We start from the raw sequence: 25,232 nt of genomic DNA, 5'->3' as shown, positions 1-25,232 counted from the left end.
TATCACAGGGAATTTTTAGTGATACCGCGCGCTTTGCAAAACACGATGCGTCGAACAGCAGTGGCGGTCGCTTTTCTGCCGTCGTCGGCGCTGCATGCATCCGATCTGGATTTCAATACCGATATACTGGCCTCGCGGGGAATCAGTACTAATCTCGCCCATTACTTCTCTGATGCACAACGCTACCTGCCCGGCCAGCATGCCGTGCAGGTCAAAATTAACGGCGTTGAGAAGGGGAGCCTGGCCATTCGGGTAGGAGAAGAGGGGCAGCTTTGCATTGATGATGACTTCACCCGTGCAGCTGGCCTACTGCCATTGAATATCAGCGAAAAAGAGAAATGTCATAACCTGCTGAAAGATTACCCTTCCGCGACGGTAACGCTTCTACCGAATACCGAATCACTGGAGATTTTCGTTCCCGCAGAGGCAATGGACACTGGATTTTATGCCGCGAAATATTACTCGCACGGCGGTGTTGCGGGCTTAATTAACTATAGCGCCTTCAGTAACATTAACGAGTACGGCTCGGGCGGGAGCAGCCGTTATGCCCAGGGAAATTTGGGGGCAGGCATTAACCTTGCGAACTGGACGCTGCGCAGCAATTTCATTTTGACGGATGACAACGGGACTCGCAGCACAGAGAACCTGTACACCTACGCTGAACACGTTTTTGAAGAGCGGAAAATGCGGGCGCAGGTTGGGCAGATCAACGTCAATTCGGCCCTGTTTAGCGGCGCGCAAATCACCGGCGTGCAGCTGATGCCTGAAACCGGCCTTCAGCCTAATATCCAGGCCACTGAGGTGTCGGGAATTGCCCGGACGAATCAGGCCCGCGTAGAGGTTCGCCAGTCGGGACAGCTGATCTACTCTTCCCTGGTCAACGCAGGCCCTTTCTCCCTGACGGACGTGCCCGTGGTGCGCGGAAATGTCGATCTTGACGTCAGCGTGGTGGAAACGGACGGTTCGACAACCCAATTCACCGTCCCCTCTTCCGCCCTCAATATACAGGGAAGTAACCGTGCCGAAGGGTTAAACCTCTCTCTCGGACGGGTTCGCGACAGCGGGGATGAGTCAAGTACGCCCTGGGTATTTACGCTCTCTGACGGAACCATGCTGAACACACGAATGTCCGCCGTAACCGCCGGCGTACTGGCAGAAAAATATCAGGCTACCGGTGCCAAACTCGACGTTTCCATTAACGAAAACTGGGCGATCTCACCGAGCTTTTTACTGAGCCAGTCCCGCTTTTACGATCGACTGAAGGGCAGCAAGGCTGAACTTAGTAGCAATATCTTACTGCCCGCCCAGCTGACGATGGGGGTAAGCGCGTCCCAGTTCAGCGGCGGCTTCCGCGAACTCACGGAAGCCATGGATGAAGAGGCGCAGACCTACGAAAATAACTGGAACGCCAGCCTCACCTGGAACAATGAGTACATTGGCGCGATCTCAATGCAATACAGCGTGAATTCCGGTGATGAAAACAGCGGTGATTCACGCTATCTGATGGCCTCCTGGAGTAAAAGTCTCGGGCGTACCTCGCTGTCCGTAAACTGGCAGCATGCCATGAGCAATAGTGATACCCAGAACCAGAGCAGCACCAGCCGCGATGACGATCTCTTTTATGTCAGCCTGATCGTTCCTTTTGGCGAGGATCGCGTCAGTACCTACATGCGCGCTCAGGGGGAAAAACAAAATTATGGCGTTCAGGAAAGCGGCTCTATCGGTCAAAACCTTAACTACAACGTCTCCGCAGACCGCGATAACCAGGATAAGAGTAACGCCTTTAACGGCAATATCACCACCAACCTTCACTATACGCAGCTCGGTTTATCCGCTGGCCTGAATGACGGCAATCAGCATAACTACAGCGCATCCTTAAACGGTGGCGTAGCGCTGCATCGTCATGGCATAACGTTTTCGCCCTATCCGGTAAAAGAGACATTCGGCATCGCCCGGTTAAGCGAACCGGAAAGCGGTATTGAAATCACCACCCCCGATGGAACCGTCTGGACAGATCGCTGGGGACAGGCCGTGGTTCCCGGACTTCGGGAATGGCAAAAATCGCAAATTGTGATTAATGCCAGCTCGTTACCTCAGGGAATGGATTTATCAAACGGTATTCAGACCGTCTCCGCCGCGTATGGCTCTTTTGCGCTGATCGATTTTAACGTACTGAATACGCGTCGCGTCATGCTGGACGTCAAGCGAGTCAACGGGTCATGGCTGGAAAAAGGGCTGAGCGTGGTGGATCAGGACGGTAACTATATTGTCAGCGTAATGGATAACGGCAGCGTATTTATTCCCGATGCGTCGGATACGCCTGCGCTTTATGTGGTGGACGACAATTTAACCAAACTCTGCCAGATCGCTTACACCCTGAAAGACGAAAAAGATAAAGACGCCTATTACGAAAAAGCAGAAGGAGTTTGCCAGTGAAAATAGTTAACGCAGTGCTCATCGGTGCAGCATCACTTTTTTCGTCTTATGTCGTGGCCGAAGCGTGTCAAATTACGCTGTCGCAACCGAACGTCTCCTTTGGCAGATTCAAACAGGATGACATTATCACCTCGCGTAAAAACTGGAACCGCATGCCGGGCAAAGAGGTCACCGCCACGGTTTTTTGCCCGCAGCCAAGGGTGATGGCGCTTTTTCTGCAATCCACGTCCGGCAGCAACGGGGGCGTTCTGTTTGGTCAGAAGAGCCGACTGGTGCTGGTTGCCAGCAATATTCTGGTCGATGGTCATCACTATAATCTGGTCAGAACCTCTGACCGGGTCTCGTTCACCTCTGCGGAAACCCCCAAGGAAAAAGTCTTTCTGAGGAATAATGACGGCATCCTTGCATATCAAAATGGCCTGCCGGTGCGTGGCAAACAAATGAGTGTGACGATAAAAATTATACCTGTCATTAATGACGATCAGCTGCGCGGCATTCCAGATAATACCGAGCTGGAAAGCGCACTCGCCTGGGAGCTATTAACGACAGAGTAACGCATTCACCGCCGAATAGATTATTCGGGTGAAGAGAAAAGAAGAAAAATAAAGGCAAAGCACGTGGATTCGTCCATTTATTTTAACGATATATCTATGTTAAGGAATAACCATGAAAAAGAGTCTCCTTGCCGCTGCGCTGGCGCTGACAGCGACCTGTGCTCATGCGGGAGATACGGCAGTGCTGAAAGTGAAAGCCTCACTGACCAGCAACTCCTGTACGCCGGAACTCAGCAACGATGGCGTGATTGACTTCGGTACCGTTCAGGTTGGCGATCTCTCGCAAACCCAGACCACGCAGTTAGGTGAAAAGGGTCTGACACTGACTATCACCTGCCCTACCCCTACCAAAGTGGGCTGGAGTATTGCCGACAACCGGACGGATTCGAACGCCAGCACCGGAACCGACTCAAACCTGAAGGTGCAGAACGCCACGTCAAACGGCGGCGAACTGCGCGGCAGCATGACGACCTTTGGCCTTGGCAAAACGCACGATGGCAAGAATATCGGTGCCTATTCCATCTATACCAGCACGGGTGAAGTGACGGCAAACGGGGCGACGGTTGAACCGATTCGTACGGCAGTCACTGCTGGTGTGGGCATGAGTCGCTGGCAAAAAGCCAATGGTGGCACTATCGCCAATAAGGATCTGGGCTTAATGAGCGTCGCCTCTGCGGGCAAAACGGCTCCGATGGCGGTGACCAGCGTCTCTTTCCCGCTGAACATCTCGCTGGCAGTGGAAAACCTGAAGAAACTGTCTCTGACAGAAGATACCGAGTTTGATGGTCAGGCCACCATCAGCGTGGTGTACCTGTAAGTCACAGAAACCGGGCGGCTTTCGCCGCCCGGCAGCACAACATTACTCTTTATCGCCCAGCAGAACGGATTCCAGCGCGATTTTGATCATGTCGTTGAAGGTGGTCTGACGTTCAGCAGCGGTCGTCTGCTCGTGGGTACGGATATGGTCAGAGACGGTGCAGATGGTCAGCGCTTTCGCACCGAATTCTGCCGCTACGCCGTAGATACCCGCCGCTTCCATCTCCACGCCGAGGATGCCGTACTTCTCCATCACGTCGAACATTTCACCGTCCGGGGAGTAGAACAGATCGGCAGAGAAGAGGTTGCCTACGCGCGCATCAACGCCCAGCGCTTTGGCCGCGTCCACCGCGTTACGCACCATGTCGAAGTCAGCAATCGCCGCGAAGTCATGATCCTTAAAGCGAATACGGTTCACTTTAGAATCTGTGCATGCGCCCATGCCGATAACCACATCACGCAGCTTAACATCCATGCGCACCGCGCCGCAGGATCCCACGCGGATGATTTTCTTCACGCCGAAATCGGTGATCAGCTCTTTGGTGTAGATAGAGCAGGATGGGATACCCATACCGTGGCCCATCACAGAGATTTTGCGGCCTTTATAGGTACCGGTGAAACCCAGCATGCCGCGCACGTTGTTCACTTCACGCACGTCTTCGAGGAAAGTTTCTGCAATGTGCTTCGCGCGCAGCGGGTCGCCCGGCATCAATACGACGTCAGCGAAATCACCCATTTCTGCGTTAATGTGAGGAGTTGCCATCTTCAGTTCCTTTTACATTGTTGTTTTTGCCGGGTGGCGGCTACGCCTTACCCGGCCTACAAAACCGTAGGCCCGGTAAGCGAAGCGCCACCGGGCAATGACCTCAGAACATAGCCTTGCCATATTCCATGTCGGACGTACCAAAGTACTTCGCGAGGGTCTGGCCGATGTCTGCGAAGGTTTCACGGTGTCCCAGTGAACCTGGTTTGACTTTCGGTCCGTACACCAGCACCGGAATGTGCTCACGGGTGTGGTCGGTACCGGTCCAGGTTGGGTCACAGCCGTGGTCGGCAGTCAGGATCAGAATGTCATCTTCACCCACCAGCTCCATCAGCTCTGGCAGACGGCGGTCGAACAGTTCCAGACCGGCAGCATAGCCCGCGACGTCACGACGGTGCCCCCAGGAAGAGTCGAAGTCCACGAAGTTGGTGAAGACAATGGTCTTATCGCCCGCTTCTTTCATCTCTTTGATGGTGGCATCGAACAGCGCATCCAGACCGGTGGCTTTCACTTTTTTGGTGATGCCGCAGTTAGCGTAGATGTCTGCGATTTTACCCACGGACACCACGTGACCGTCTTTCTCGTCGACCAGTTTCTGCAGCACGGTAGGGGCCGGTGGCTCAACGGCCAGGTCGTGACGGTTACCGGTACGCTGGAAGTTACCTGCTTTATCGCCGATAAACGGACGGGCGATAACGCGACCAATGTTGTAGCCGCCTTCGGTCAGCTCTTCGCGGGCGATTTCACACAGCTCGTAGAGTTTATCCAGGCCAAACGTCTCTTCGTGGCAGGCAATCTGGAAAACGGAGTCAGCGGAGGTGTAGAAAATCGGCTTGCCGGTTTTCATGTGCTCTTCGCCAAGCTGGTCCAGAATCACGGTGCCGGAAGAGTGGCAGTTACCGAGGTAGCCCGGCAGGTTGGCACGCTTCACCAGCTTATCGAGCAGCTCCTGCGGGAAGCTGTTCTCGTGATCGGAGAAATAACCCCAGTCGAACAGGACCGGCACACCGGCGATTTCCCAGTGGCCAGACGGGGTATCTTTACCGGAAGAGAGCTCGTGAGCCCAGGCGTAGGCGCCCACCACTTCCGCGTTGCCGTCCATACCGGCTGCGATTTTACCGGTAGAACCTTCATGCGCTTTCACCAGACCGAGGCGGGTCAGGTTTGGCAGGGTCAGAGGGCCTTTACGACCGTTGTCCGCTTCGCCTTTCGCACAGGCTTCCGCGATGTGACCCATGGTATCGGAACCCACGTCACCAAAACGTTCTGCATCTTCGGTTGCGCCGATGCCGAATGAGTCCAGCACCATAATAAATGCACGTTTCATAATTGTTCTCCGTACGTAGTGCTTCATAAAAATTCGATCAGATCAGTATACCGCTATTCGGTGATACGGCGATAGACCGAAGGTGAGCTTTCTGGCGCTTTATCAGCAAGCGTAATGGCCGCTTTCACCGCCTTCGCCGCGTCCTGCCAGCTGGCTTCGTCTTTGGCGTGGATCACCGCCAGCGGACGTTGGCCATCAACGCTGTCGCCCAGACGGGCCATATCGGTAAAGCCGACGCTGTAATCAATGGTGTCTGACGCCTGACGACGACCGCCGCCCATCGAGACCACCGCCATACCCAGCGCACGGGTGTCCATTGCTGAGACAAAGCCCTCGCTGTCGGCATATACGGCTTTGCTGAGCGTCGCGGTTGGCAGGTATTTGGCGTAATTCTCAACGAAGTCGGTCGGGCCTTTTTGTGCGGCGACCATACGGCCAAAGATCTCTGCCGCTTTGCCGTTGTCCAGCACGGCCTGCAGTTTCGCGCGGGCTTCCGCCTCGTCTTTCGCCAGCTTGCCGGAGATCAGCATCTCTACACACAGCGCCATGGTCACGTCGAACAGGCGCGGGTTGCGGTATTCCCCCGTCAGGAACTGGACGGCTTCACGCACTTCGACCGCGTTACCGGCGCTGGAGGCCAGTACCTGGTTCATGTCAGTGAGCAGCGCGGTGGTGCGCACGCCTGCGCCGTTGGAGACGCCAACGATCGCTTCGGCGAGCTGGGCAGAAAGTTCATAGGTCGGCATAAAGGCACCGCTGCCCACCTTCACGTCCATCACCAGCGCGTCCAGCCCTTCTGCCAGCTTTTTCGCCAGAATAGAGGCGGTGATCAACGGAATGGAGTCAACGGTGGCGGTGATGTCGCGGGTCGCGTAGAAACGCTTGTCTGCCGGGGCAAGAGAGCTGGTCTGGCCGATAATTGCCACACCCACGTCTTTAATAATGTCGCGGAAGCGGTTGTCATCCGGGAAGATATCGAAGCCCGGAATGGCTTCCAGTTTGTCGAGCGTACCGCCGGTGTGGCCCAGACCGCGCCCGGAAATCATCGGGATGTAACCGCCACAGGCGGCCACCATAGGGCCCAGCATCAGGGAGGTCACGTCACCCACACCGCCGGTGGAGTGTTTGTCCACAATCGGGCCGTTAAGGTTAAGGCTTTTCCAGTCCAGAACGGTTCCTGAATCTCGCATCGCCATGGTCAGCGACACGCGCTCGGGCATCGACATATCGTGGAAGAAAATGGTCATCGCCAGAGCCGCAATCTGCCCTTCAGAGACGGTGTTATCACGAATGCCATTGATAAAGAAGCGGATCTCTTCGTCGCTTAATGCATGACCATCACGTTTTTTACGAATAATTTCTTGTGCGAGAAACACGGTAACCTCCATGCGGAATCGGGGGAATTGTGGCGGGTGGCGCTACGCTTACCCGCCCTACGACCCTGTAGGCCGGATAAGCAAAGCGTCATCCGGCATTGCCTGGCAATCAGTAGCTGCTTGCGCTCTTACCGTCGCCATGACCCAGCGCTTTCAGCAGGCTTGCCAGCAGGCTGGACGCACCGAAGCGGTAGTGACGGGAATCGGCCCAGTCGGCGCCGAACAGCTCGTCGGCAATCGCCAGGAACTGCTGCGCGTCTTCGGCAGTACGCACGCCGCCCGCAGGTTTGAAACCAACGGTTTTGGACACGCCCATATCGCGAATGACTTCCATCATGATGCGCGCGCTTTCCGGGGTCGCATTCACCGGTACTTTACCGGTAGAGGTTTTAATGAAATCCGCACCGGCTTTGATGGAGATTTCAGACGCTTTACGAATAAGCGCTTCTTCTTTCAGCTCACCGGTTTCGATAATCACTTTCAGCAGCACGTTTGCCGCCGCGCACGCGTCTTTACAGGCTTTCACCAGGTCGAAGCCAACCTGCTCGTTACCGGCGATCAGCGCGCGGTACGGGAATACCACGTCAACTTCGTCTGCACCATAAGCAATGGCCGCGCGGGTTTCTGCCAGCGCAATCTCGATATCGTCGTTGCCGTGCGGGAAGTTAGTTACGGTTGCAATGCGCACATCCGGCGTGCCCTGCTCTTTCAGCGTTTTGCGGGCAATCGGAATAAAGCGCGGGTAGATACAGATGGCTGCGGTGTTACCCACTGGCGTTTTCGCCTGATGGCACAGGGCGATGACTTTCTCATTGGTGTCGTCATCGTTCAGGGTAGTCAGGTCCATCAGTTTCAACGCGCGCAGGCTGCTTGCAGTTAAATCGGTCATAACATTCTCCAACGGCAGTGCCGTATCAATTTTACCTTGCGGGTCTGTGAGTATTTTAACATCCACCCGCATCCACACTTCGACATTCATCACAGTTAATGAAAACTGCGTACAAATTTGCATTACTGTAATGAGATCTTCTTCAAACTTTATCGCACTTATTGCTGACTAAAGCCGAGATACCCCCTGTGGGATCAAAAGCCCCAACAGGCTGGCTTTCTACAATTCGTTCATCATCAGCAGAACACTCAAGGAAGCGAACATGCCAGATACCCTGCAACAACGTTGCCAGCACATTGTGACAAGTCCGGTGTTAACCCCGGAACAAAAACGTCATTTTCTGGCGCTGGAAGCGGAAAACAACCTGCCTTATCCGGCACTTCCTGAAGCCGCCCGCGCCGCGCTGGACGAGGGATTTATCTGCGACATGTTCGAAGGCCATGCGCCTTACAAACCGCGCTACGTCCTGCCGGATTATGAAAAATTCCTGGCTAACGGTTCTGAATGGCTGGAGCTGGAAGGGGCAAAGGATCTGGATGATGCCCTCTCGCTATTAACCATTCTCTACCATCATGTTCCTTCAGTGACATCTATGCCGGTCTATCTGGGGCAGCTTGATGCGATACTGAATCCATATGTTAGAATTCTAACACAAGAAGAAATCGATAGCCGAATAAAACGTTTCTGGCGCTATCTCGACAGAACGCTCCCTGATGCGTTTATGCACGCAAACATCGGGCCCGCTGACGGCCCCATCATCCGCGCCATTCTACGTGCAGATGCAGAGCTTAAGCAGGTCGCGCCGAATCTGACCTTTATTTACGATCCTGAAATCACCCCGGACGATTTGCTGCTTGAGGTGGCAAGAAACATTTGCGAATGCAGTAAACCGCATATTTCAAACGGCCCCGTGAATGATAAAATTTTCACAAAAGGCCGTTTTGGCGTGGTGAGCTGTTACAACTCCCTGCCGCTGGCTGGCGGTGGCAGCACCCTGGTGCGCCTTAACCTCAAAGCCATTGCGGAGCACAGCACCTCCGTTGACGACTTCTTCAACCGTACGCTTCCGCACTACTGTCAGCAGCAAATCGCCATCATTGATGCCCGCTGTGATTTTCTCTATCAACAATCAGGCTTCTTTGAGAATAGCTTCCTGGTAAAAGAGGGGCTGATTGATGCCGGGCGTTTTGTGCCAATGTTTGGCATGTACGGCCTGGCGGAAGCGGTAAACACGCTCTGTGAGAAGGACGGAATCAACGGTCGCTATGGCAAAGACGAGCAGGCTAACGCGCTGGGCTATCGCATCAGCGAACAGCTTGCGGCGTTTGTAGAAAACACACCTGTGAAGCACGGCTGGAAACAGCGCGCCATGCTCCATGCGCAGTCGGGCATCAGCTCTGATTCAGGCACCACGCCAGGCGCGCGTCTGCCTTATGGTGACGAACCGGATCCCATCAGCCATCTGCTGGCCGTTGCGCCACATCACAGACACTATCACTCCGGTATCAGCGATATTTTAACGCTCGATGAGACGGTAAAACGCAACCCACAGGCGATAGTGCAGCTTTGTCTGGGCGCGTTCAGGGCCGGTATGCGGGAGTTCACCGCCAACGTTGCGGGTAACGATCTGGTCCGCGTGACGGGCTACATGGTGCGCCTGTCGGACCTGGAAAAATTCCGCGAAGCCGGTTCGCGCACCAATACGACCTGGCTTGGCGAAGAAGCCGCACGCAATACCCGCATCCTGGAACGTCAGCCGCGCGTGATAAGCCATGAACAACAGATGCGCTTTAGTTAGTCAGGTCATTCCTTTTTCCTGCGTGGACGGGCCGGGCAGTCGCCTGGCCCTGTTCCTGCAGGGCTGCAACCTGCGCTGTAAAACCTGCCACAACCCATGGACCATCGGGCGCTGCAACGACTGCGGCGACTGCGTGCCCCACTGCCCTCATGATGCACTCAACATTCAGGCCGGACGCGTATGGTGGCAGGAGAGTCATTGCCAGCAGTGTGATACCTGCCTTCATCTTTGCCCGCAGCAGTCCACGCCCATGGCGCACCGCCTGAGCGTGGAGGAGATCCTCACGCAGATCCGAAAAGCTGCCCCCTTTATTGAGGGCGTTACCGTCAGCGGCGGCGAGGCTACAACACAGCTGCCGTTTTTAATCGCCCTTTTTAGCGCAATCAAAACCGATCCTGAACTGCAGCATTTAACCTGCCTGGTGGACAGCAACGGGCTGCTAAGCGAAACCGGCTGGGAGAAACTGCTGCCGGTACTGGATGGGGCGATGCTGGATCTCAAGGCATGGGGAAACGCGCATCACCGTTTCCTGACCGGGCGCGAAAACCCGCTGATTAAACAGAGCATTCGCTGGCTTGCCGATCGCCACCGTTTGACGGAACTGCGCTTGCTGGTTATCCCGGAGCAGTGCGATTATCTGGAACATCTTAAGCCGCTGACCACGTTTATCCGCGGGCTTGGGAATGTTCCAGTGCGTATTAACGCGTTTCATGCGCATGGGGTTTACGGTGAGGCGGCGTCATGGCGCAGCGCCACGCCGGAGGACATTGAACCGCTGGCGCAGGCACTGGAAAAACAGAAGATAACGGTGATTCGTCCGGCACTTTACCTATAGCGTGATGCCAAATACCGCACGCGTATTTTCCAGTAACGCATCGGCAATCACCTCTTCAGGCTCCGTTCGCAGCTCACACAGGGTGGTAAACACGCGCGCAGCCTGCTCCGGACGATTCGGCTGGCCCTGAAAACCACTCAGCGGCATATCCGGGGCATCCGTTTCCAGTAGCAGCGCAGAGAGTGGCAACTGTGCCATCACATCGCGGGTTTTACTGGCACGCGGATAGGTAATGGTGCCCCCCACGCCAATTTTATAGCCCAGCTCGATAAAACGCTGCGCCTGCTGCAGGCTGCCGGAAAAACCATGCACCACGCCGCTACGCGGTAGAGCGATGCGTTTCAGGTGCATCGCCAGCTTATCGTGCGTGCGTCTTGAATGGAGGATCACCGGCAGGTCGTGACGCTTAGCCAGCCGAAGCTGCGCGTCGAGGATCGTCTGCTGGCGTTCAAACCGAGGATCCTCACGATAGAGATCGAGCCCGATCTCGCCGATAGCGACAAGTTTGTCTCCTGCGGTCTGCAGGGCTTCATCAAGTGCCTCAATATGCTCATCAAGGTGGCGCTCAATCACTATCGGATGCAGGCCGAGCGCAGCATAGAGAGCGGGGTAACGCGTGGAGAGCGTCAGCACACGCGAAAAATCAGCCGCTTCTACCGACGGTACAACGATCGCCTGAACGCCTGCCTCAGCGGCTTTCGCAATACTTTGCGCCTCATTTCCCGTAAACGGCGGAAAATCAAAGTGGCAGTGGGTATCAACAAAGCGGTGCGTCACGCCAGATCCTCGTTATCTAATAAAGCGTCATTCGCCTGTGGAATGTCCACCAGCGGCATCGTCAGGGCGTCGTTGGCGACAATTGCAGGGGGCGTAATGATGGGTTTATGCCGATGCAGAGGCGGTTGCTCCGCCAGCATCTTACCGACCGTCGCCAGGAAGTAGCGTCCGCACAGCCGCCCCGTTTTGTAGTCCATGCGCAGCGCAGGGACGCGGCTGCCCAGCGCCATGCTGATCAATGGCTTAGGAGGATAGATTTCGAAAATTCGCAGCTTACCCGGCGGTTTTTCAATGAAACGCTGCATCGCGCCGTAGGTGGTTTCATGCTGCTTCGCGATGTTCACCAGCGGTTGCAGGCTGCTGTCACCCAACCAGCGCTCCATCCGCTTAAACCACTGCGGTGTATAGTACATTTGCGACGGCACGGTACGGATCACCACGATCGTTTTCGCACCGCGACGGGCGGCTTCCTGCACCGGTACCGCGTCACTGATCCCGCCGTCCAGATAGCTGATCCCGTCCAGCAGGGCACCGGTACGATAAAAACCGGGAATGGCGCTGGAGGCGCGGATGATGTCCAGCCAGTTCTCCTTCTGCGGAGAGAAATAGCCCGGGGAATAGTCATCCCCCCGACTGGCGCACATCCAAAACTCTTTTCCGCTATCAAACAGACGGGCCGCCGTGTCCATTGCCAGCGGCATCTGGCTGGAGGTCGACTCCAGCAGCCAGTCGAGATCGATCAGGTTGCCGCCGCGCACAAAGCGCACCGGGTTAAAAAATTCTTTCGCCGTGGTGTAGCGCATAATCACTTTTCGCGCGTAGCCAGGCTGGTTGCAGACATAGGCTGAGAGATTCTGCGCCCCGGCAGACGTGCCAAAGTAGAGATCAAACGGGTTGAACTGCGCGCGCATAAACTCATCCAGCACGCCAGCGGTGAAAATGCCGCGCTGCCCACCGCCCTCACAGACCAGTGCGAGTTGACCCGCGCGAAACGGTTTTAACGTCAGCGGCGCAATATTGCCGAGCGTAACGGGAATTCGTTGCCCCACCTCTGCTTTCCTGTTTTGATTATTTTATAACACCACAGTAACGCACCCGACCTGTAACGCAAATAAGAAAAAGCCAGTCGCGGTGACTGGCTTTATTTTGTTGATGGAATATTGCGTTTGCTATGGACGTCGACGCCCTGTAAACAGGCTGACCAGGAACAGAATAATACCCACAACAAAGACAATTTTAGCTGCCCATGCCGCTGTACCTGCCAGTCCACCAAAGCCCAATGCGGCGGCAATTAACGCGATAACCAGAAATATAATGCCCCAACGAAACATAAGCTTCTCCTTTACCATAGTTAATGTCGGCCGCTAAACGTGAGCGCTCAGGTCACTCACCGGCGTTTTTCCAGAGTCGTTCTTATTTCGCCCGCAGGGTTGAGCCTGGCGGGCGACTGGTCCAGATTTACTTCGTTTTCAGATCGTTTTTAACGCTTTTCACACCATCAATCGCTTTCGCAATTGACTCGGCGCGTTCACTTTGCGCCTGGGAATCAACCGTACCGGAAAGCTGAACCACGCCATCGGTGGTTTCCACTTTCACCTTACGGGACGGTACGATGTCATCTGCTAACAGTTTAGCTTTGATTTCGCTGGTGGTTGCCGCATCCCCGGCATAACCTTTCACTGAAGCGTCTTTGCTGTCGCGAACGTGCAGTTTATCGCTCACGGAGGTGACACCCTCAACACCCTTCGCCACTTTGACAGCCTGTTCGGCCTGGGCCTGGCTTTCCACAAAGCCACTCAGCGTCACGACTTTCTTGTCGGTTTTAACGGAAATATCGGTGCTCTTGATCGCTTCGTCATCCACCAGTGCGGCTTTCACTTTTGCTGTGATAGAGCTGTCGTCCATGAAATTACCGACTTTATTCATAGAGCTATCGATTTTTTGCCCTGCGCTATCGGCCGTGGACTGTGCTTTATCCATGGTGCTGCTTTCCGCCAGAGCGGAACCGCTAACCAGAACGCTACCCAGTGTTACAGCCAGCAGAGTTTTAGAAATCTTCAGTCTTGTCATATTCATCGATGTATTCCTGTGTTGACCCGTTATTCGGGCTACATACTTCCTTAGTAGTTTTATATATTGCGAATAAACACACGGGCAAAATGGATAACCTAAAGCCATGCATTGAACAGTTAATTTATCCACGCCCGGTGCTAAACACTGAGTTAAATATAGATCACTCTCACAATGCCGCTTTCAGATTTGGGCAAAAAATAGGCAAAAGGCGTGAAAACGCAGTGAATTAAGAACATTCCGCAAGGGACTAATAAGACAGGAAATAAAGAAGAGCACGGCGAGTGCCGTGCTCTGAGAGGGAATTAGTGTTCGCGCGTTTTGCGGAACTGAACGTCAGGATAACGCTCCTGCGTCAGGTTCAGGTTCACCATGGTTGGGGCAATATAGGTCAGGTTATCGCCGCCATCCAGCGCCAGTTGTACTTCGTTCTTACGCTTAAATTCTTCGAATTTCTTCACGTCAGAACACTCAACCCAGCGCGCCGTCGCCACGTTCACCGATTCGTAAATCGCTTCCACGTTGTATTCGCTTTTCAGACGCGCAACGACAACGTCGAACTGCAGTACGCCGACCGCACCGACGATCAGATCGTTGTTGGCGATAGGACGGAAGACCTGCACCGCCCCCTCTTCAGAGAGCTGAACCAGACCTTTCAGCAGCTGTTTCTGCTTCAGTGGATCGCGCAGGCGAATACGACGGAACAGCTCAGGGGCGAAGTTCGGGATACCCGTGAACTTCATCATTTCACCCTGAGTGAACGTATCGCCGATCTGGATCGTACCGTGGTTGTGCAGACCGATGATGTCACCCGGATACGCTTCTTCAACGTGCGAGCGGTCACCCGCCATAAAGGTCAGCGCGTCGGAGATCACCACATCTTTACCAATACGCACCTGGCGCAGCTTCATGCCCTTTTCATACTTACCGGACACGACGCGCATAAAGGCGACGCGGTCACGGTGTTTCGGGTCCATGTTAGCCTGAATCTTGAAGACGAAGCCGGTGAATTTCTCTTCTTTCGCTTCCACTTCACGGGTGTCGGTTTTGCGTGGCATCGGCTGTGGCGCCCACTCCACCAGACCGTCGAGCATATGGTCTACGCCAAAGTTACCGAGCGCGGTACCAAAGAACACCGGGGTAATTTCACCGCTCAGGAACAGTTCTTTGTCGAACTCATGCGAGGCACCTTTCACCAGCTCCAGCTCATCGCGCAGCTGCGCGGCAAGCTCTTCACCGACCGCAGCGTCCAGATCCGGGTTGTCCAGACCTTTCACAATGCGCACTTCCTGAATGGTGTGCCCTTTACCGGTTTGATACAGGTAAGTTTCGTCTTTATAGAGGTGATACACCCCTTTAAACAGCTTACCGCAGCCAATAGGCCAGGTGATTGGCGCACAGGCGATCTTCAGCTCGTTTTCCACTTCATCCATTAACTCCATCGGGTCACGGATGTCACGGTCGAGTTTGTTCATAAAGGTGAGGATCGGCGTATCGCGCAGACGGGTAACTTCCATCAGCTTACGGGTACGATCTTCTACCCCTTTCGCGGCGTCGATCACCATCAGGCAGCAGTCCACTGCCGTCAGTGTACGGTAGGTATCTTCGGAGAAGTCTTCGTGGCCCGGGGTGTCCAGCAGGTTCACCAGGCAGTCGTGATACGGGAACTGCATCACGGAGGTGGTAATCGAAATACCACGCTGCTTTTCCATCTCCATCCAGTCTGATTTCGCATGCTGGCTGGAGCCACGGCCTTTAACGGTACCCGCAGTCTGGATCGCCTGTCCGAACAGCAACACCTTCTCGGTGATGGTCGTTTTACCGGCATCCGGGTGCGAGATAATGGCAAAAGTACGGCGCTTGGCCACCTCTTGCAGATAAGGAGACAACGTCATAATTAAATCTTCTTTTATAAGCGCGGCAGCACGCCACGCGTCATGGAATACAAAATTGCGGCTATTTTACCCATCAATGGGGGGCAGGCAATCATTGTTTACACAGGAGTTGCTCCAGTTCGTTCAACGACGTGACGGTCCAGGTCGGCTCAATGCCTTCAGGCTTCACGCGGCCATGCGCATTCAGCCAGACAGTCGACAGACCGGAGTTCATACCCCCCAGAATATCAGACTCTGCGGTATCCCCTACCATCAGCACGCGGTCGCGGTCAGGATTTCCGGCTTGCGCCAGGGCATAATCAAAAATTCGCGGATCCGGCTTCGGCACACCCACCTCTTCGGAGATCACCAGCGCGTCAAAATGATCGCGCAGGCCGGTGCGTTCAAGGCGGATCTGCTGCAGCGCGGTAAAGCCGTTGGTGATGATCCCAAGCTTCGCTTTACCTTTGAGAGAATCCAGCAGGGAAACCGCGCCCGGCAGTGGGGAGCAAATCTCTGCCATCGCATTGAGAAAAGCTTCGTTCAGCGAGCCCGGACTGACGTTTAAGCGTTCCGCCCACGCGTCAAAACGCTGGTGCTGGAGTTGTAACGCGGTGATGGCGCCGTTCTGATAATCCACCCACAGCGGCTTGTTCACCGCCTGATAGTCCTGAAAATCTTCAGCGGTGAAGGTCACGCTATAGTCGAGAAACATCCGCTGTAGGCCGCCGAACGCGTCAAAGGTAAACAGCGTTTCGTCGGCATCAAAGAAAATCCAGTCCCATTTCATCGTTACAACCTTATCTTTGTTATCCAATTGGCAGAGCCATAATAATGGCGTCTTCACGTCCCTCTGCGGTGGGGTAGTAGTTACGGCGGATTGTCGCCTCGTTAAAGCCTAAGCTTTCATAGAGCGCGATGGCGGCGACATTCGACGCGCGCACCTCCAGCCAGAGGGTAAAAACGTCACGGGTTTCGAGCTCACGAATGAGATGCTCAAGCAGTTCTCTTCCCAGTCCCCGGCGCTGAAACGCAGGGTCAACCGCGATGTTAAACAGCGTCGCCTCATCAAGGACGACCTGCGTTATGGCAAACGCCGCCATAGTGCCGTCAACGTCCAGCCGGTAGTTGAGGTACCGATCGCCCTGGTTGCTGGCGAACGTTTTTTCGCTCCACGGAAACGCGTGGGCGCGTGTTTCAATCGCGAACGCGGTGGTCAGGTCAGGCGTCGTGAGGGAAGAAATCGTGTTCATATTCGCAGATTTGTTGCCATAGCGCGCTGCGCGCTTTTGGGTTGGCTTTCAGTTCGTCCAGCGCTGGCGAGCAGATCTGGCTCCCCTGAAGAGAGATGTCGGTCGTCTCTCCGATGCGCCAGCTGTTACACCGACTCTCAGGAGGAAGCATTGCCACCCGTTCCGGCGTCAGCTGTAAAACCTGGTCGGAAGTCAGCTTCAGGCTGCGAAGGACATCACCAATCAGGGGTTCATTCAGGGCAGGCAGTTCTTCCGCCACCATCACCAGCCTGACGTGCGCCGGGATGGAGATAGCGATTTCGCCCTGCAACGCCGTCGGGCGACGCAAGGCCCACTGGGTGATGCCCAGCTGCTGCAACTGCCAGTCTCGTCGGGATGTCATAGCGAAAACTCCTGTCTCTCAGGCGCGCAAATATAGCAAATGTGTCGAAAGTGCGCCATCTACCTACTATAATCCCCGCCTGAGTTTATTGAGGAACAATTCATGTCTGCATTTACCCCGGCAAGTGAAGTCTTGCTGCGTCACAGTGATGATTTCGAAGAAAGCCGTATTCTGTTTGCCGGAGATATGCAGGATGATCTGCCTGCGCGTTTCGACTGTGCTGAAAGCCGTGCCCATACCCAATACTACCACCACTGGCAGGTGCTGAGCCGTCAGATGGGCGAGCGCGCGCGCTTTAGCCTGGTGGCGGAGCAGCGCGATATTGCTGACTGCGATACGCTGATCTACTACTGGCCGAAGAACAAGCCGGAAGCCCAGTTTCAGCTGATGAACCTGCTCTCCCTGCTGCCGGTGGGTTGCGACATTTTCGTTGTCGGTGAGAACCGCAGCGGCGTGCGCAGTGCTGAACAGATGCTGGAAGGCTATGCGCCACTGAATAAAGTCGACAGTGCGCGTCGCTGCGGTCTGTACCATGGTCGTCTGGAAAAACAGACAGAATTCGATGCTAACACCTACTGGGACGAGTATCAGCTTGACGGCCTGACCATCAAAACCCTGCCGGGCGTGTTCAGCCGTGATGCGCTGGATACCGGCAGTAAGCTGCTGCTTTCTACCCTGACACCACACACCAAAGGCAAAGTGCTGGACGTGGGCTGCGGCGCGGGCGTACTTTCAACGGTGCTTGCCAGCCATTCGCCTAAAGTCCGTTTAACCCTGTGTGATGTGAGCGCCCCGGCGGTAGAAGCCAGCCGTGCAACGCTTGCGGCAAACGGCATTGAAGGCGATGTTATTGCCAGCAACGTCTTCTCTGACGTGACCGGCCGCTTTGACATGATCATCTCTAACCCGCCGTTCCACGACGGTATGGAGACCAGCCTCGAAGCGGCGCAAGCGCTGATTCGTGGTGCGACCCGTCACCTCAACAGTGGCGGTGAACTGCGTATTGTCGCGAACGCCTTCCTGGCGTATCCGAAAGTGCTGGATGAAACCTTTGGCTTCCACGAAGTGATCGCCCAGACCGGCCGCTTTAAGGTGTATCGCACCGTGATGACGCGTCAGGCCAAAAAGTAATCTCCCGTTCTGTTTGCCAGATAAGCGCATGCGCTATCCGGCAAACAGGCACCTCGCTCCCGACCATTTTTGCAGCGATCAATAAATCGTGCGCACTTTTCTGTTGACGTAAAGCTGAAAACATCTAGAATGCGCCTCCGTGGTTACGATACTTTTACAGTATCGATGGTATGCGAAGGTGGCGGAATTGGTAGACGCGCTAGCTTCAGGTGTTAGTGTCCTTACGGATGTGGGGGTTCGAGTCCCCCCCCTCGCACCATAAATCACGTTGATATTGCTCGCACTGGGCGAAGGTGGCGGAATTGGTAGACGCGCTAGCTTCAGGTGTTAGTGTCCTTAGGATGTGGGGGTTCGAGTCCCCCCCCTCGCACCAACGAGGCGATATCAAATCAGTAAGATAACTGTGCGAAGGTGGCGGAATTGGTAGACGCGCTAGCTTCAGGTGTTAGTGTCCTTACGGATGTGGGGGTTCGAGTCCCCCCCCTCGCACCAATTATCTTGCATCCCTTCTGTTGTACCTCTTATTTTTCCCTGTTATTTCAAACTCATGAGTATTACCAGAATTCCACCGATCAGTGCCATACCGGATGGCAGTAAAACAAAGTGACGTAGTTGCTTATGCCAGATCATGCATGAAGTCACCAGCAATCCCGACACAAGAATGGTCTTCCAGACATCAATGGAGAGATCGGCGAACATCAAACCGCCAAGCACGGCGCCCGGCAGCAGTACCCCCCATGCACTTCCCAGCACCCTGTTCAACATGCATCGCCCTTTCATAACGATAATGATAAACAATATCATATGATAAAGATTATCATTTGTCAGCGCAGACAATCAAAAAAGTTCGACCTTTACCGCTATGTAGAATGACAGGAATAGCCTAAGGTGATAAATTGCTCACCTGTTAACTACACATAAAGTTTTTCTTATAATTACTCTTTGAGTTTTTTGCATATTTTATTGCGAAACAACGCCTATTTATCTGTTTTAATTAAATTTTAATAAAAACGCACGACTATGACATCACAATCCTGGCGGTCTTTGGTTCAACGAAAATATCAATTATCGTTACGTTTATTTTTATTTCTGAATGCAACCTCAGCGGTGTTCTCGGTAACAAATCCGCTCTATTCCGTGCGCGTGTTTTCCGCCCCGCTGATTGCTATTTTTTCCATCAGCACCGGCCTGTTCGTCTGGCACTGGAAAAAGTGTGCGCGAAAGATAAATATTCCTGTTGTTTCAGGGATCTTCGGTATTTTGTGGGCATGGCAAATTGATTCGAAATTTTCGCTAATTACCCATAACCAGGCGACGTATTTGTTAATCGCCCTATTAACGGTGCTTTTTATCGGAACGCTGGCATTCGCCAGTAATATCAAAGCATTTACTCTGCATTCACTCCCCGCGTTTATTGTCTGTCTGTGGTTAAGCGATCCAGAGATGTGGCTGAGAATGACCTATTCTTTCGCACTTCCTGTGGTGGCCATCGCTATTCATAACATTTTGCAAAGACGCAACGATCGCTTTGCGCAGGAACTGCTTTCCCGGCTGCTGGAAGAACGGGAGACCCTTACCGATCTCAGTATGATGGATCCGCTTACCGGCCTCTATAATCGGCGCGGCCTTCAGAGCCGCCTGGAGAACCTGCCAGCGGTGGAAAACGGTGAACACTTTGTTCTGCTGATGGATATCGACCACTTCAAAGCCTATAACGACCACTACGGCCATATGATGGGTGACCAGGCCCTAAAACGTGTTTCTGCAGCAATCCGCGACGCCGTGCGTTCGCGTGACATTGTGGCGCGTTTCGGCGGGGAAGAGTTTATGGTGCTGCTGACGAATATTTCACTTGAACACGCCCGTCATACGGCAGAACGGATCCGGCAGAAAGTCTACGATTTGAAAATCCCGCATCTCTTCAACGAAAGCGTCGCCACCAATGTCACCATCAGCATCGGTATTGCCATTTTTGAAAATGAAGATGTCGAAGGCGCGCTAGAGAGAGCAGACAGAGCGCTCTATGAAGCAAAGCATCTGGGACGTAACAACATTCTTCTGAGCGAAGAGCTGCAAACCGCGTAGACGGGTCGGCGTTGAATCAGGACAAAAGTCTTGCCATTGGTATAAGCAATAGTTAGGATTGGCAATCATTATCATTTAGATTCCTATCTCAACTATGGCTACGCATACCGCACACATTGTTGAACCCCTTCTCTGGCGAGCGCCCCTCACCAACGGGAATGCGTCGCTTGCGGATGCCATACGGGATAAGATTGCGGAAACACGCGCTCACCTGCTGGACTTTATCCGGCTTGATGAAGCGCCCCCGCACCACGCCATGACCCTCGCGGAGTGGCGACAACCCTCTACGCTGCAGTCGCTGCTTGCCACCTATTCCGACCATATCTATCGCAATCAGCCAGCCCTGACGCGAGAAAATAAGCCTTTGCTTTCCCTGTGGGCGCAATGGTATATCGGGCTGATGGTACCTCCGCTCATGCTGGCGGTGTTAACCCAGAAAAGCATGCTGGCGCTCTCCCCGGAACATTTCCATGTCGAGTTCCACGAAACCGGTCGAGCGGCCTGTTTCTGGATCGATCTGCACGAGGACCTGAACGCGGCACACCTCTCTGCCCAGGAACGACTGGAGCAACTTGTCATTCAGGCCTTGATCCCGGTGGTGGATGCGCTTGAAGCGGCGGGGGAGATCAACGGAAAGCTTATCTGGAGTAATACCGGATATTTAATCCACTGGTATTTAACGGAAATGAAACCGCTGCTTGGTGATGAGAACGTTGATGCACTGCGTCAGTCCTGTTTCTTTGCAAAACAGCTTTCAGACGGCCGCGATAACCCGCTCTTTCGTACCGTTGTACTCCGTGACGGACTCCTGGTGCGCCGCACCTGCTGCCAGCGCTATCGCCTGCCGGACGTTAAGCAGTGCGGGGATTGTACGCTGAAGTAATTGGGTGCGGCCTGATGCCCTCACCCTGCCCCTCTCCCACGGGGAGAGGGAACAAACACTAAAAACGGCAACCTGAAAGTTGCCGTTTTGCTTTTACCTAGGCCACCTGCTGATTATCCTCTTCCGCATTACGCTGCGCTTCTTCAGCTTCCTGCTCCAGCAGTTGTTTCTCGTAAACTTTAAAGAACGGGTAGTAGATGATGGCCGATACGCAGGCCAGAACGACAACCAGAATAGCTGCACGGAAATCCCAGCCCAGGGCCCATGCTGCGCCTATCGGCGCCGGTGCTGTCCAGGGTACGACGGAAATGACCCGGCCTATCAAATCAAAGGTCATCGCGGCCCAGGCCAGGACGGCGTTAACCATGGGGGCCAGCAGGAACGGTATAAAGAACACCGGATTCATCACAATCGGCGTGCCGAAGATAACGGGTTCGTTGATGTTAAAGAAGCTGGGCACCACGCTCAAACGCCCGATAGAACGTAAATGCGCCGAGCGGCTACGCAGATAGCAAATCACCAGCCCCATCGTCGCGCCCGACCCACCGATCACGATGAAGAACGTCCAGAAGGCTTCCATAAAAATATGTGGCAAAGGCTGACCGGCGGCCAGCGCTGTCTGGTTAGCCCCAAGGTTTGTCAGCCAGAACATCTGCAGCATCCCGGAGACAATGGCCGCGCCGTGGATCCCGGCGAACCACAGCAAATGCCCAATCAGTACCGCCAGCAGAATCGCAGGCAGTGAGTCTGCCGCGGAAACCAGGGGTTTAAAGATCGACATAATCGCCTGCGGGATCAGCATGTCAAACTGAGACTGAATCACCAGGCTCAGCGGATAGAGCGTTAACACCACCACCAGCACCGGGATCAGCAGGTCAAAGGAGTTTTTGATCATCGGCGGTACCTGGTCTGGCAGGCGAATACCGATGTTATGCGCCTTGAGGAAACGCATCATCTCAACGCAGTAAATCGCGACCAGAATGGCGGTGAAAATACCGGTTCCACCGAGGCTATCGACAGGAAGTGTACCTTTGGTTTTCGGTGCCGCGACCAGCAAAAATGCCATGAGCGAGAGCATGGCACACATAAACGGATCGAGCTGGTGCGTTTTGACATAGTGTTTGCCCAGGTTATAGGCAATGGCCGCACAGATATAAATGGACATAATCCCCATCGTCATATCAAACGGCGTGAGGATCTGGCCTTCAAATTGTTTCGCCATATCCAGCCAGGCGCGTGCGAAACCCCAGGTGGTATCAGGCGAAAACGGCGGGTAAGCGAACACTAATAAAAATGAACCCACAATCATAAACGGCATCGCGGAGATGAAGCCATCACGGATAGCCATCACATGACGTTGAGAAGAGATGCGCCCGGCAATCGGGCTAACGTAATTTTCAACGAAACGGAATATCAGATTAAACGCAGCATGGTTGGCAGACATGGCAGCTCTCCTGTCAGACGTTTATAACGGACGCGCTCGCGCCGCACGTTGTTCCATAACTCAGCTTCACAACCTTGCTGGCTTGTGTACCCGCGGTACTGCTCAGACGAAATGGTTTCATAATTGGCTCTTATTATTGGATACAGGGACGTTACATACTCAGTATTAATCTACGCATCACGCTCTGCAACCGGTTACTGTAACCGGTTTCTGTGATTGTGAAGGGGATCCAGAAATCAGCCATCCGGGATATTTGTTACTTAAGAGATATTTACAGAGCATAAATTCTTATGACAGATTACGCAGGTTATTTGTCAGGAGGAAATAATGAGTTTGCAGTCCGTACAGCAGTTTTTTGCCGACAACGCGCCGGAGATAGAAGTTATAGAACTTAGCCAGAGTACGGCTACCGTTGCGCTGGCTGCTGCCGCCCATCGTGTGGAACCGGGACAAATCGCCAAAACCTTATCTTTGAAGATTAAAAATGAGGTGATACTGGTCGTTGCGAAGGGTGATGCGCGTCTGGATAACAAAAAACTGAAAGACACCTTTGGCGCAAAAGCGCGCATGCTCAGCAGTGATGAAGTGGTCACCGTGACGGGCCATCCCGTTGGCGGCGTCTGCCCGTTCGGGCTGGAAAACCCGCTCGCGGTTTACTGTGATATCTCTCTAAAACAGTACGCGGAAGTGCTTCCTGCCGCTGGCGCAATCCATAGTGCTGTGCGTATTTCTCCGGACAGAATGGCAGAGCTGACATCCGCAAAGTGGGTCGATGTGTGCATCTGATTGATGCGCCAGAAGATCTCTGGCGCAAAAGGCAGGTTACAAAAATGTCGGTTTGTTTAACCCCACACTACGCGTTTCTCTTACCGGCAAATGCGTAAGAATATCCGCGGCATCGAGCAACCCGACGTCAGAATTCACCCCCAGCTTCACCATCGCATTAAACTTATGTGCGCGGATAGTCTTGATATTGCGCTTAAGCTGCGCCGCGATTTCAGGGATGGAATAGCCGCACGACATATAACGCAATATTGCCCTCTCCGTCGGGCTTAACATCCGGTTCTGGCTGCAGTACCAGTGATTAAGCATATTGTCGTTTATGCGCAGCGTTTCGCTCAACAGCACCATGAATTCTTTCCGCAGGTGTTCAAGCGTCACTGATTTACTGACCACACCATGAAGACGAGAAGGGGAAAGATGGCTAATCAGCCGCGCCTCCATCTCATCAGATACCAGTATAATGCGCTGAATATGGCTATGCGTAAACGCGAGATCCCTCAGGTGTGCCAGGCAGTTACGACGCGCTTCTCGCGCATCGGAAAGGGAATAGATCAGCGAGAAAAAATTAACGTGATAAAGCGCCTTCTTAAAGCCATCGAAATCATTGAACAGGTGCAGTTGATATTGACTGAGTTCGGACTGCGCAAAAAGATGCTGCAGCCCAATGGCACTCATCGTGCAATTTTCGATGATGGCGATATGTCGTGTTGAATCGGTTTTTTCCATTCCTCGAACTCTCCATAGGCTGACATGAGATTCAGCTCTCTCATTCCCTGTGTACTGTTGATCCAGGCGTACATATCGGCATTACTCCGTAATGACAGCCTTCGCATCGCACTGTTTTTCTGCGCACTGATCGTTTTATTGCTCTTCTTAAGCAACGTAGCGATTTGGTTAATCCCCCACCCTTTACCTAACAGACGAAGTACCTTGCGCTCAGAATTTGTAAGCGCAATGACGTGTTCGTCTTCCTCTTCGCCTTCCTGAGATTCGGGAGTTAATAACGTCTGGCTAATCCGCTCTGCGCGTTCACTTCCTGCCCGGATAGCGTTCACGACACCTTCGATAGGTTCCATATCAGAAAGCAACGTGGTTTCCGGGCGCATAAGCAGCTCAACAGCAATAGGATAAAATGGCCGGGAAACCAAAAAGATCCAGTGGATATCCCTGTACTGATTCAATAAGCGGTAATACTCTTCGAGCGCACCCCGCGGGTTCCTGTATTCGCCTGAAACATCGGCAATAATCACATCTGCGCGGCGTAACTGAAGCAGGGTCAACTCCTGCAGTGAGCGGCAATAGGTCAATTCAAAATCGGGAAAATGACGTGTCACCACATCCCCTAACCCATTTTGCATTACGGGTATCCGGCTAATGACAACGCCATGCTTACCGTGCAATGACAACATAGACCCTCCGTGTCCATTTTCATTTGATAAGTAACGTTAAAACGCATCAAGTTATACGTATTTTCGTCCCTGAGTGTAAAACTGATTAATACAAGCAGAAGATGAGAAATGTTTTAAGTTTAAGAAATGCCTAAAACTGCACTAATATCTCACAAAGCGACAATAAATTTAATTCGACAATCATTAAAATATCGACAATATAAAATTAGAATAACTAAATACAAATATTCTATATTTCCAAACCAATAATTCACCGAATTGATAAATTGATCCCAACGTCTTTCGTCAGCCAGGCTGCAACTGTTTGCATAAACCTTGATCTGACCCACAGCAACTGCCACTGCATT

The 25,232-nt window shown here is 53.5% G+C and carries 25 protein-coding genes and 3 tRNA genes; 12 read left to right on the top strand and 16 right to left on the bottom strand.

The genetic code is table 11. The features are described from left to right. Positions 1 to 45: 45 nt before the first annotated feature. From BFV64_RS02920 to BFV64_RS02910, 3 genes are all read left to right on the top strand, one after another. Complete coding sequence (locus BFV64_RS02920) at positions 46 to 2,436, top strand: fimbrial biogenesis usher protein (RefSeq protein WP_069601685.1); 2,391 nt, start codon at positions 46 to 48, stop codon at positions 2,434 to 2,436. Further along, positions 2,433 to 2,990 carry a DUF1120 domain-containing protein gene (locus BFV64_RS02915; protein ID WP_069601684.1) on the top strand — a complete coding sequence of 186 codons (558 nt, stop codon included), beginning with the start codon at positions 2,433 to 2,435 and terminating at the stop codon, positions 2,988 to 2,990. The genes BFV64_RS02920 and BFV64_RS02915 overlap by 4 nt, the downstream gene beginning before the upstream one ends. A 112-nt stretch (positions 2,991 to 3,102) precedes the next feature. Next, on the top strand, positions 3,103 to 3,807 hold the full coding sequence (locus BFV64_RS02910) for a DUF1120 domain-containing protein (protein ID WP_023332037.1): 705 nt from the start codon (positions 3,103 to 3,105) through the stop codon (positions 3,805 to 3,807). A gap of 42 nt (positions 3,808 to 3,849) precedes the next feature. Here BFV64_RS02910 and deoD read toward each other — a convergent pair whose 3' ends face one another. The 4 genes from deoD to deoC all read right to left on the bottom strand — a co-directional run bounded on the left by deoD (position 3,850) and on the right by deoC (position 8,161). Continuing rightward, positions 3,850 to 4,569, bottom strand: a complete 720-nt coding sequence (gene deoD, locus BFV64_RS02905) for a purine-nucleoside phosphorylase (RefSeq protein ID WP_014882458.1) — start codon at positions 4,567 to 4,569, stop codon at positions 3,850 to 3,852. A gap of 103 nt (positions 4,570 to 4,672) precedes the next feature. Continuing rightward, positions 4,673 to 5,896: a phosphopentomutase gene (gene deoB, locus BFV64_RS02900; RefSeq protein WP_014882457.1), complete on the bottom strand. Its 1,224-nt coding sequence runs from the start codon at positions 5,894 to 5,896 to the stop codon at positions 4,673 to 4,675. A gap of 53 nt (positions 5,897 to 5,949) precedes the next feature. Then, on the bottom strand, positions 5,950 to 7,272 hold the full coding sequence (deoA, locus tag BFV64_RS02895; RefSeq protein ID WP_023332036.1) for a thymidine phosphorylase: 1,323 nt from the start codon (positions 7,270 to 7,272) through the stop codon (positions 5,950 to 5,952). 109 nt (positions 7,273 to 7,381) lie between these two features. Further along, a complete protein-coding gene (gene deoC / locus BFV64_RS02890) occupies positions 7,382 to 8,161 on the bottom strand; it encodes a deoxyribose-phosphate aldolase (RefSeq protein ID WP_023310320.1) in 780 nt (259 codons plus the stop codon). Between the two features lie 262 nt (positions 8,162 to 8,423). On the opposite strand from deoC, the gene BFV64_RS02885 reads away from it, so the two are divergent. Both BFV64_RS02885 and BFV64_RS02880 read left to right on the top strand, forming a co-directional pair. Further along, entirely contained in the window at positions 8,424 to 9,959 is a 1,536-nt protein-coding gene (locus BFV64_RS02885) for a YjjI family glycine radical enzyme (RefSeq protein WP_045282221.1), read from the top strand. Next, on the top strand, positions 9,934 to 10,794 hold the full coding sequence (locus BFV64_RS02880) for a YjjW family glycine radical enzyme activase (protein ID WP_014882453.1): 861 nt from the start codon (positions 9,934 to 9,936) through the stop codon (positions 10,792 to 10,794). Before BFV64_RS02885 ends, BFV64_RS02880 begins: the two co-directional genes overlap by 26 nt. Here the strand turns inward: BFV64_RS02880 and BFV64_RS02875 are convergent. The 8 genes from BFV64_RS02875 to BFV64_RS02840 form a co-directional block, all read right to left on the bottom strand. Beyond that, positions 10,789 to 11,571 (bottom strand): TatD family hydrolase, encoded by a 783-nt coding sequence (locus BFV64_RS02875; RefSeq protein WP_045282223.1) that lies wholly within the window; start codon positions 11,569 to 11,571, stop codon positions 10,789 to 10,791. The two genes, BFV64_RS02880 and BFV64_RS02875, sit on opposite strands and share 6 nt — an antisense overlap. Further along, positions 11,568 to 12,620 (bottom strand): patatin-like phospholipase family protein, encoded by a 1,053-nt coding sequence (locus BFV64_RS02870; RefSeq protein WP_045134351.1) that lies wholly within the window; start codon positions 12,618 to 12,620, stop codon positions 11,568 to 11,570. The genes BFV64_RS02875 and BFV64_RS02870 overlap by 4 nt, the downstream gene beginning before the upstream one ends. Positions 12,621 to 12,740: 120 nt before the next feature. Beyond that, complete coding sequence (locus BFV64_RS02865) at positions 12,741 to 12,902, bottom strand: DUF1328 domain-containing protein (protein WP_003856556.1); 162 nt, start codon at positions 12,900 to 12,902, stop codon at positions 12,741 to 12,743. Between the two features lie 127 nt (positions 12,903 to 13,029). Then, positions 13,030 to 13,647 carry a molecular chaperone OsmY gene (gene osmY / locus BFV64_RS02860; protein WP_023332031.1) on the bottom strand — a complete coding sequence of 206 codons (618 nt, stop codon included), beginning with the start codon at positions 13,645 to 13,647 and terminating at the stop codon, positions 13,030 to 13,032. A 299-nt stretch (positions 13,648 to 13,946) separates the two neighbouring features. Beyond that, positions 13,947 to 15,536, bottom strand: coding sequence for a peptide chain release factor 3 (gene prfC / locus BFV64_RS02855; RefSeq protein ID WP_008502076.1), 1,590 nt, complete (start codon positions 15,534 to 15,536; stop codon positions 13,947 to 13,949). Between the two features lie 91 nt (positions 15,537 to 15,627). Continuing rightward, positions 15,628 to 16,305, bottom strand: coding sequence for a pyrimidine 5'-nucleotidase (yjjG, locus tag BFV64_RS02850; RefSeq protein WP_014882448.1), 678 nt, complete (start codon positions 16,303 to 16,305; stop codon positions 15,628 to 15,630). A 19-nt stretch (positions 16,306 to 16,324) separates the two neighbouring features. After that, the gene (gene rimI, locus BFV64_RS02845; RefSeq protein ID WP_014882447.1) at positions 16,325 to 16,768 is read right to left on the bottom strand and encodes a ribosomal protein S18-alanine N-acetyltransferase; all 444 of its coding nucleotides are present in this window, start codon (positions 16,766 to 16,768) and stop codon (positions 16,325 to 16,327) included. Beyond that, positions 16,737 to 17,150 (bottom strand): DNA polymerase III subunit psi, encoded by a 414-nt coding sequence (locus tag BFV64_RS02840; protein WP_014882446.1) that lies wholly within the window; start codon positions 17,148 to 17,150, stop codon positions 16,737 to 16,739. The genes rimI and BFV64_RS02840 overlap by 32 nt, the downstream gene beginning before the upstream one ends. A 102-nt stretch (positions 17,151 to 17,252) precedes the next feature. On the opposite strand from BFV64_RS02840, the gene rsmC reads away from it, so the two are divergent. The 4 genes from rsmC (at position 17,253) to BFV64_RS02820 (ending at position 18,773) form a co-directional block, all read left to right on the top strand. Next, entirely contained in the window at positions 17,253 to 18,281 is a 1,029-nt protein-coding gene (gene rsmC, locus BFV64_RS02835; protein ID WP_014882445.1) for a 16S rRNA (guanine(1207)-N(2))-methyltransferase RsmC, read from the top strand. A 172-nt stretch (positions 18,282 to 18,453) separates the two neighbouring features. Beyond that, positions 18,454 to 18,540: transfer RNA gene (locus BFV64_RS02830), tRNA-Leu, on the top strand. A 28-nt stretch (positions 18,541 to 18,568) separates the two neighbouring features. Continuing rightward, positions 18,569 to 18,654, top strand: a tRNA-Leu gene (locus BFV64_RS02825). A gap of 32 nt (positions 18,655 to 18,686) precedes the next feature. Further along, positions 18,687 to 18,773, top strand: a tRNA-Leu gene (locus BFV64_RS02820). A gap of 42 nt (positions 18,774 to 18,815) precedes the next feature. On the opposite strand, the gene BFV64_RS02815 is transcribed toward BFV64_RS02820, so the two are convergent. Beyond that, positions 18,816 to 19,085: a DUF1435 domain-containing protein gene (locus BFV64_RS02815; protein ID WP_045134352.1), complete on the bottom strand. Its 270-nt coding sequence runs from the start codon at positions 19,083 to 19,085 to the stop codon at positions 18,816 to 18,818. 216 nt (positions 19,086 to 19,301) lie between these two features. Here BFV64_RS02815 and BFV64_RS02810 point away from each other — a divergent pair, with 216 nt between their 5' ends. Next, positions 19,302 to 20,366 (top strand): GGDEF domain-containing protein, encoded by a 1,065-nt coding sequence (locus tag BFV64_RS02810; RefSeq protein ID WP_023339001.1) that lies wholly within the window; start codon positions 19,302 to 19,304, stop codon positions 20,364 to 20,366. A gap of 94 nt (positions 20,367 to 20,460) precedes the next feature. After that, on the top strand, positions 20,461 to 21,249 hold the full coding sequence (gene fhuF / locus BFV64_RS02805) for a siderophore-iron reductase FhuF (protein ID WP_045134353.1): 789 nt from the start codon (positions 20,461 to 20,463) through the stop codon (positions 21,247 to 21,249). A 97-nt stretch (positions 21,250 to 21,346) separates the two neighbouring features. Here fhuF and BFV64_RS02800 read toward each other — a convergent pair whose 3' ends face one another. Then, positions 21,347 to 22,693 carry a PTS sugar transporter subunit IIC gene (locus BFV64_RS02800; protein ID WP_014882441.1) on the bottom strand — a complete coding sequence of 449 codons (1,347 nt, stop codon included), beginning with the start codon at positions 22,691 to 22,693 and terminating at the stop codon, positions 21,347 to 21,349. Positions 22,694 to 23,020: 327 nt separating this feature from the next. Here BFV64_RS02800 and BFV64_RS02795 point away from each other — a divergent pair, with 327 nt between their 5' ends. Further along, on the top strand, positions 23,021 to 23,479 hold the full coding sequence (locus tag BFV64_RS02795; protein WP_014882440.1) for a YbaK/EbsC family protein: 459 nt from the start codon (positions 23,021 to 23,023) through the stop codon (positions 23,477 to 23,479). Positions 23,480 to 23,515: 36 nt separating this feature from the next. Here BFV64_RS02795 and bglJ read toward each other — a convergent pair whose 3' ends face one another. Together bglJ and BFV64_RS02785 are read right to left on the bottom strand one after the other, a co-directional pair. Next, positions 23,516 to 24,151: a DNA-binding transcriptional activator BglJ gene (gene bglJ, locus BFV64_RS02790; RefSeq protein WP_014882439.1), complete on the bottom strand. Its 636-nt coding sequence runs from the start codon at positions 24,149 to 24,151 to the stop codon at positions 23,516 to 23,518. Then, entirely contained in the window at positions 24,148 to 24,885 is a 738-nt protein-coding gene (locus BFV64_RS02785) for a helix-turn-helix transcriptional regulator (protein WP_023331965.1), read from the bottom strand. The genes bglJ and BFV64_RS02785 overlap by 4 nt, the downstream gene beginning before the upstream one ends. Positions 24,886 to 25,232: the final 347 nt, after the last annotated feature.

The sequence above is a fragment of the Enterobacter kobei genome (assembly GCF_001729765.1).
Lineage (GTDB): Bacteria > Pseudomonadota > Gammaproteobacteria > Enterobacterales > Enterobacteriaceae > Enterobacter > Enterobacter kobei.
This window is presented reverse-complemented; position numbering and strand designations above follow the sequence as displayed.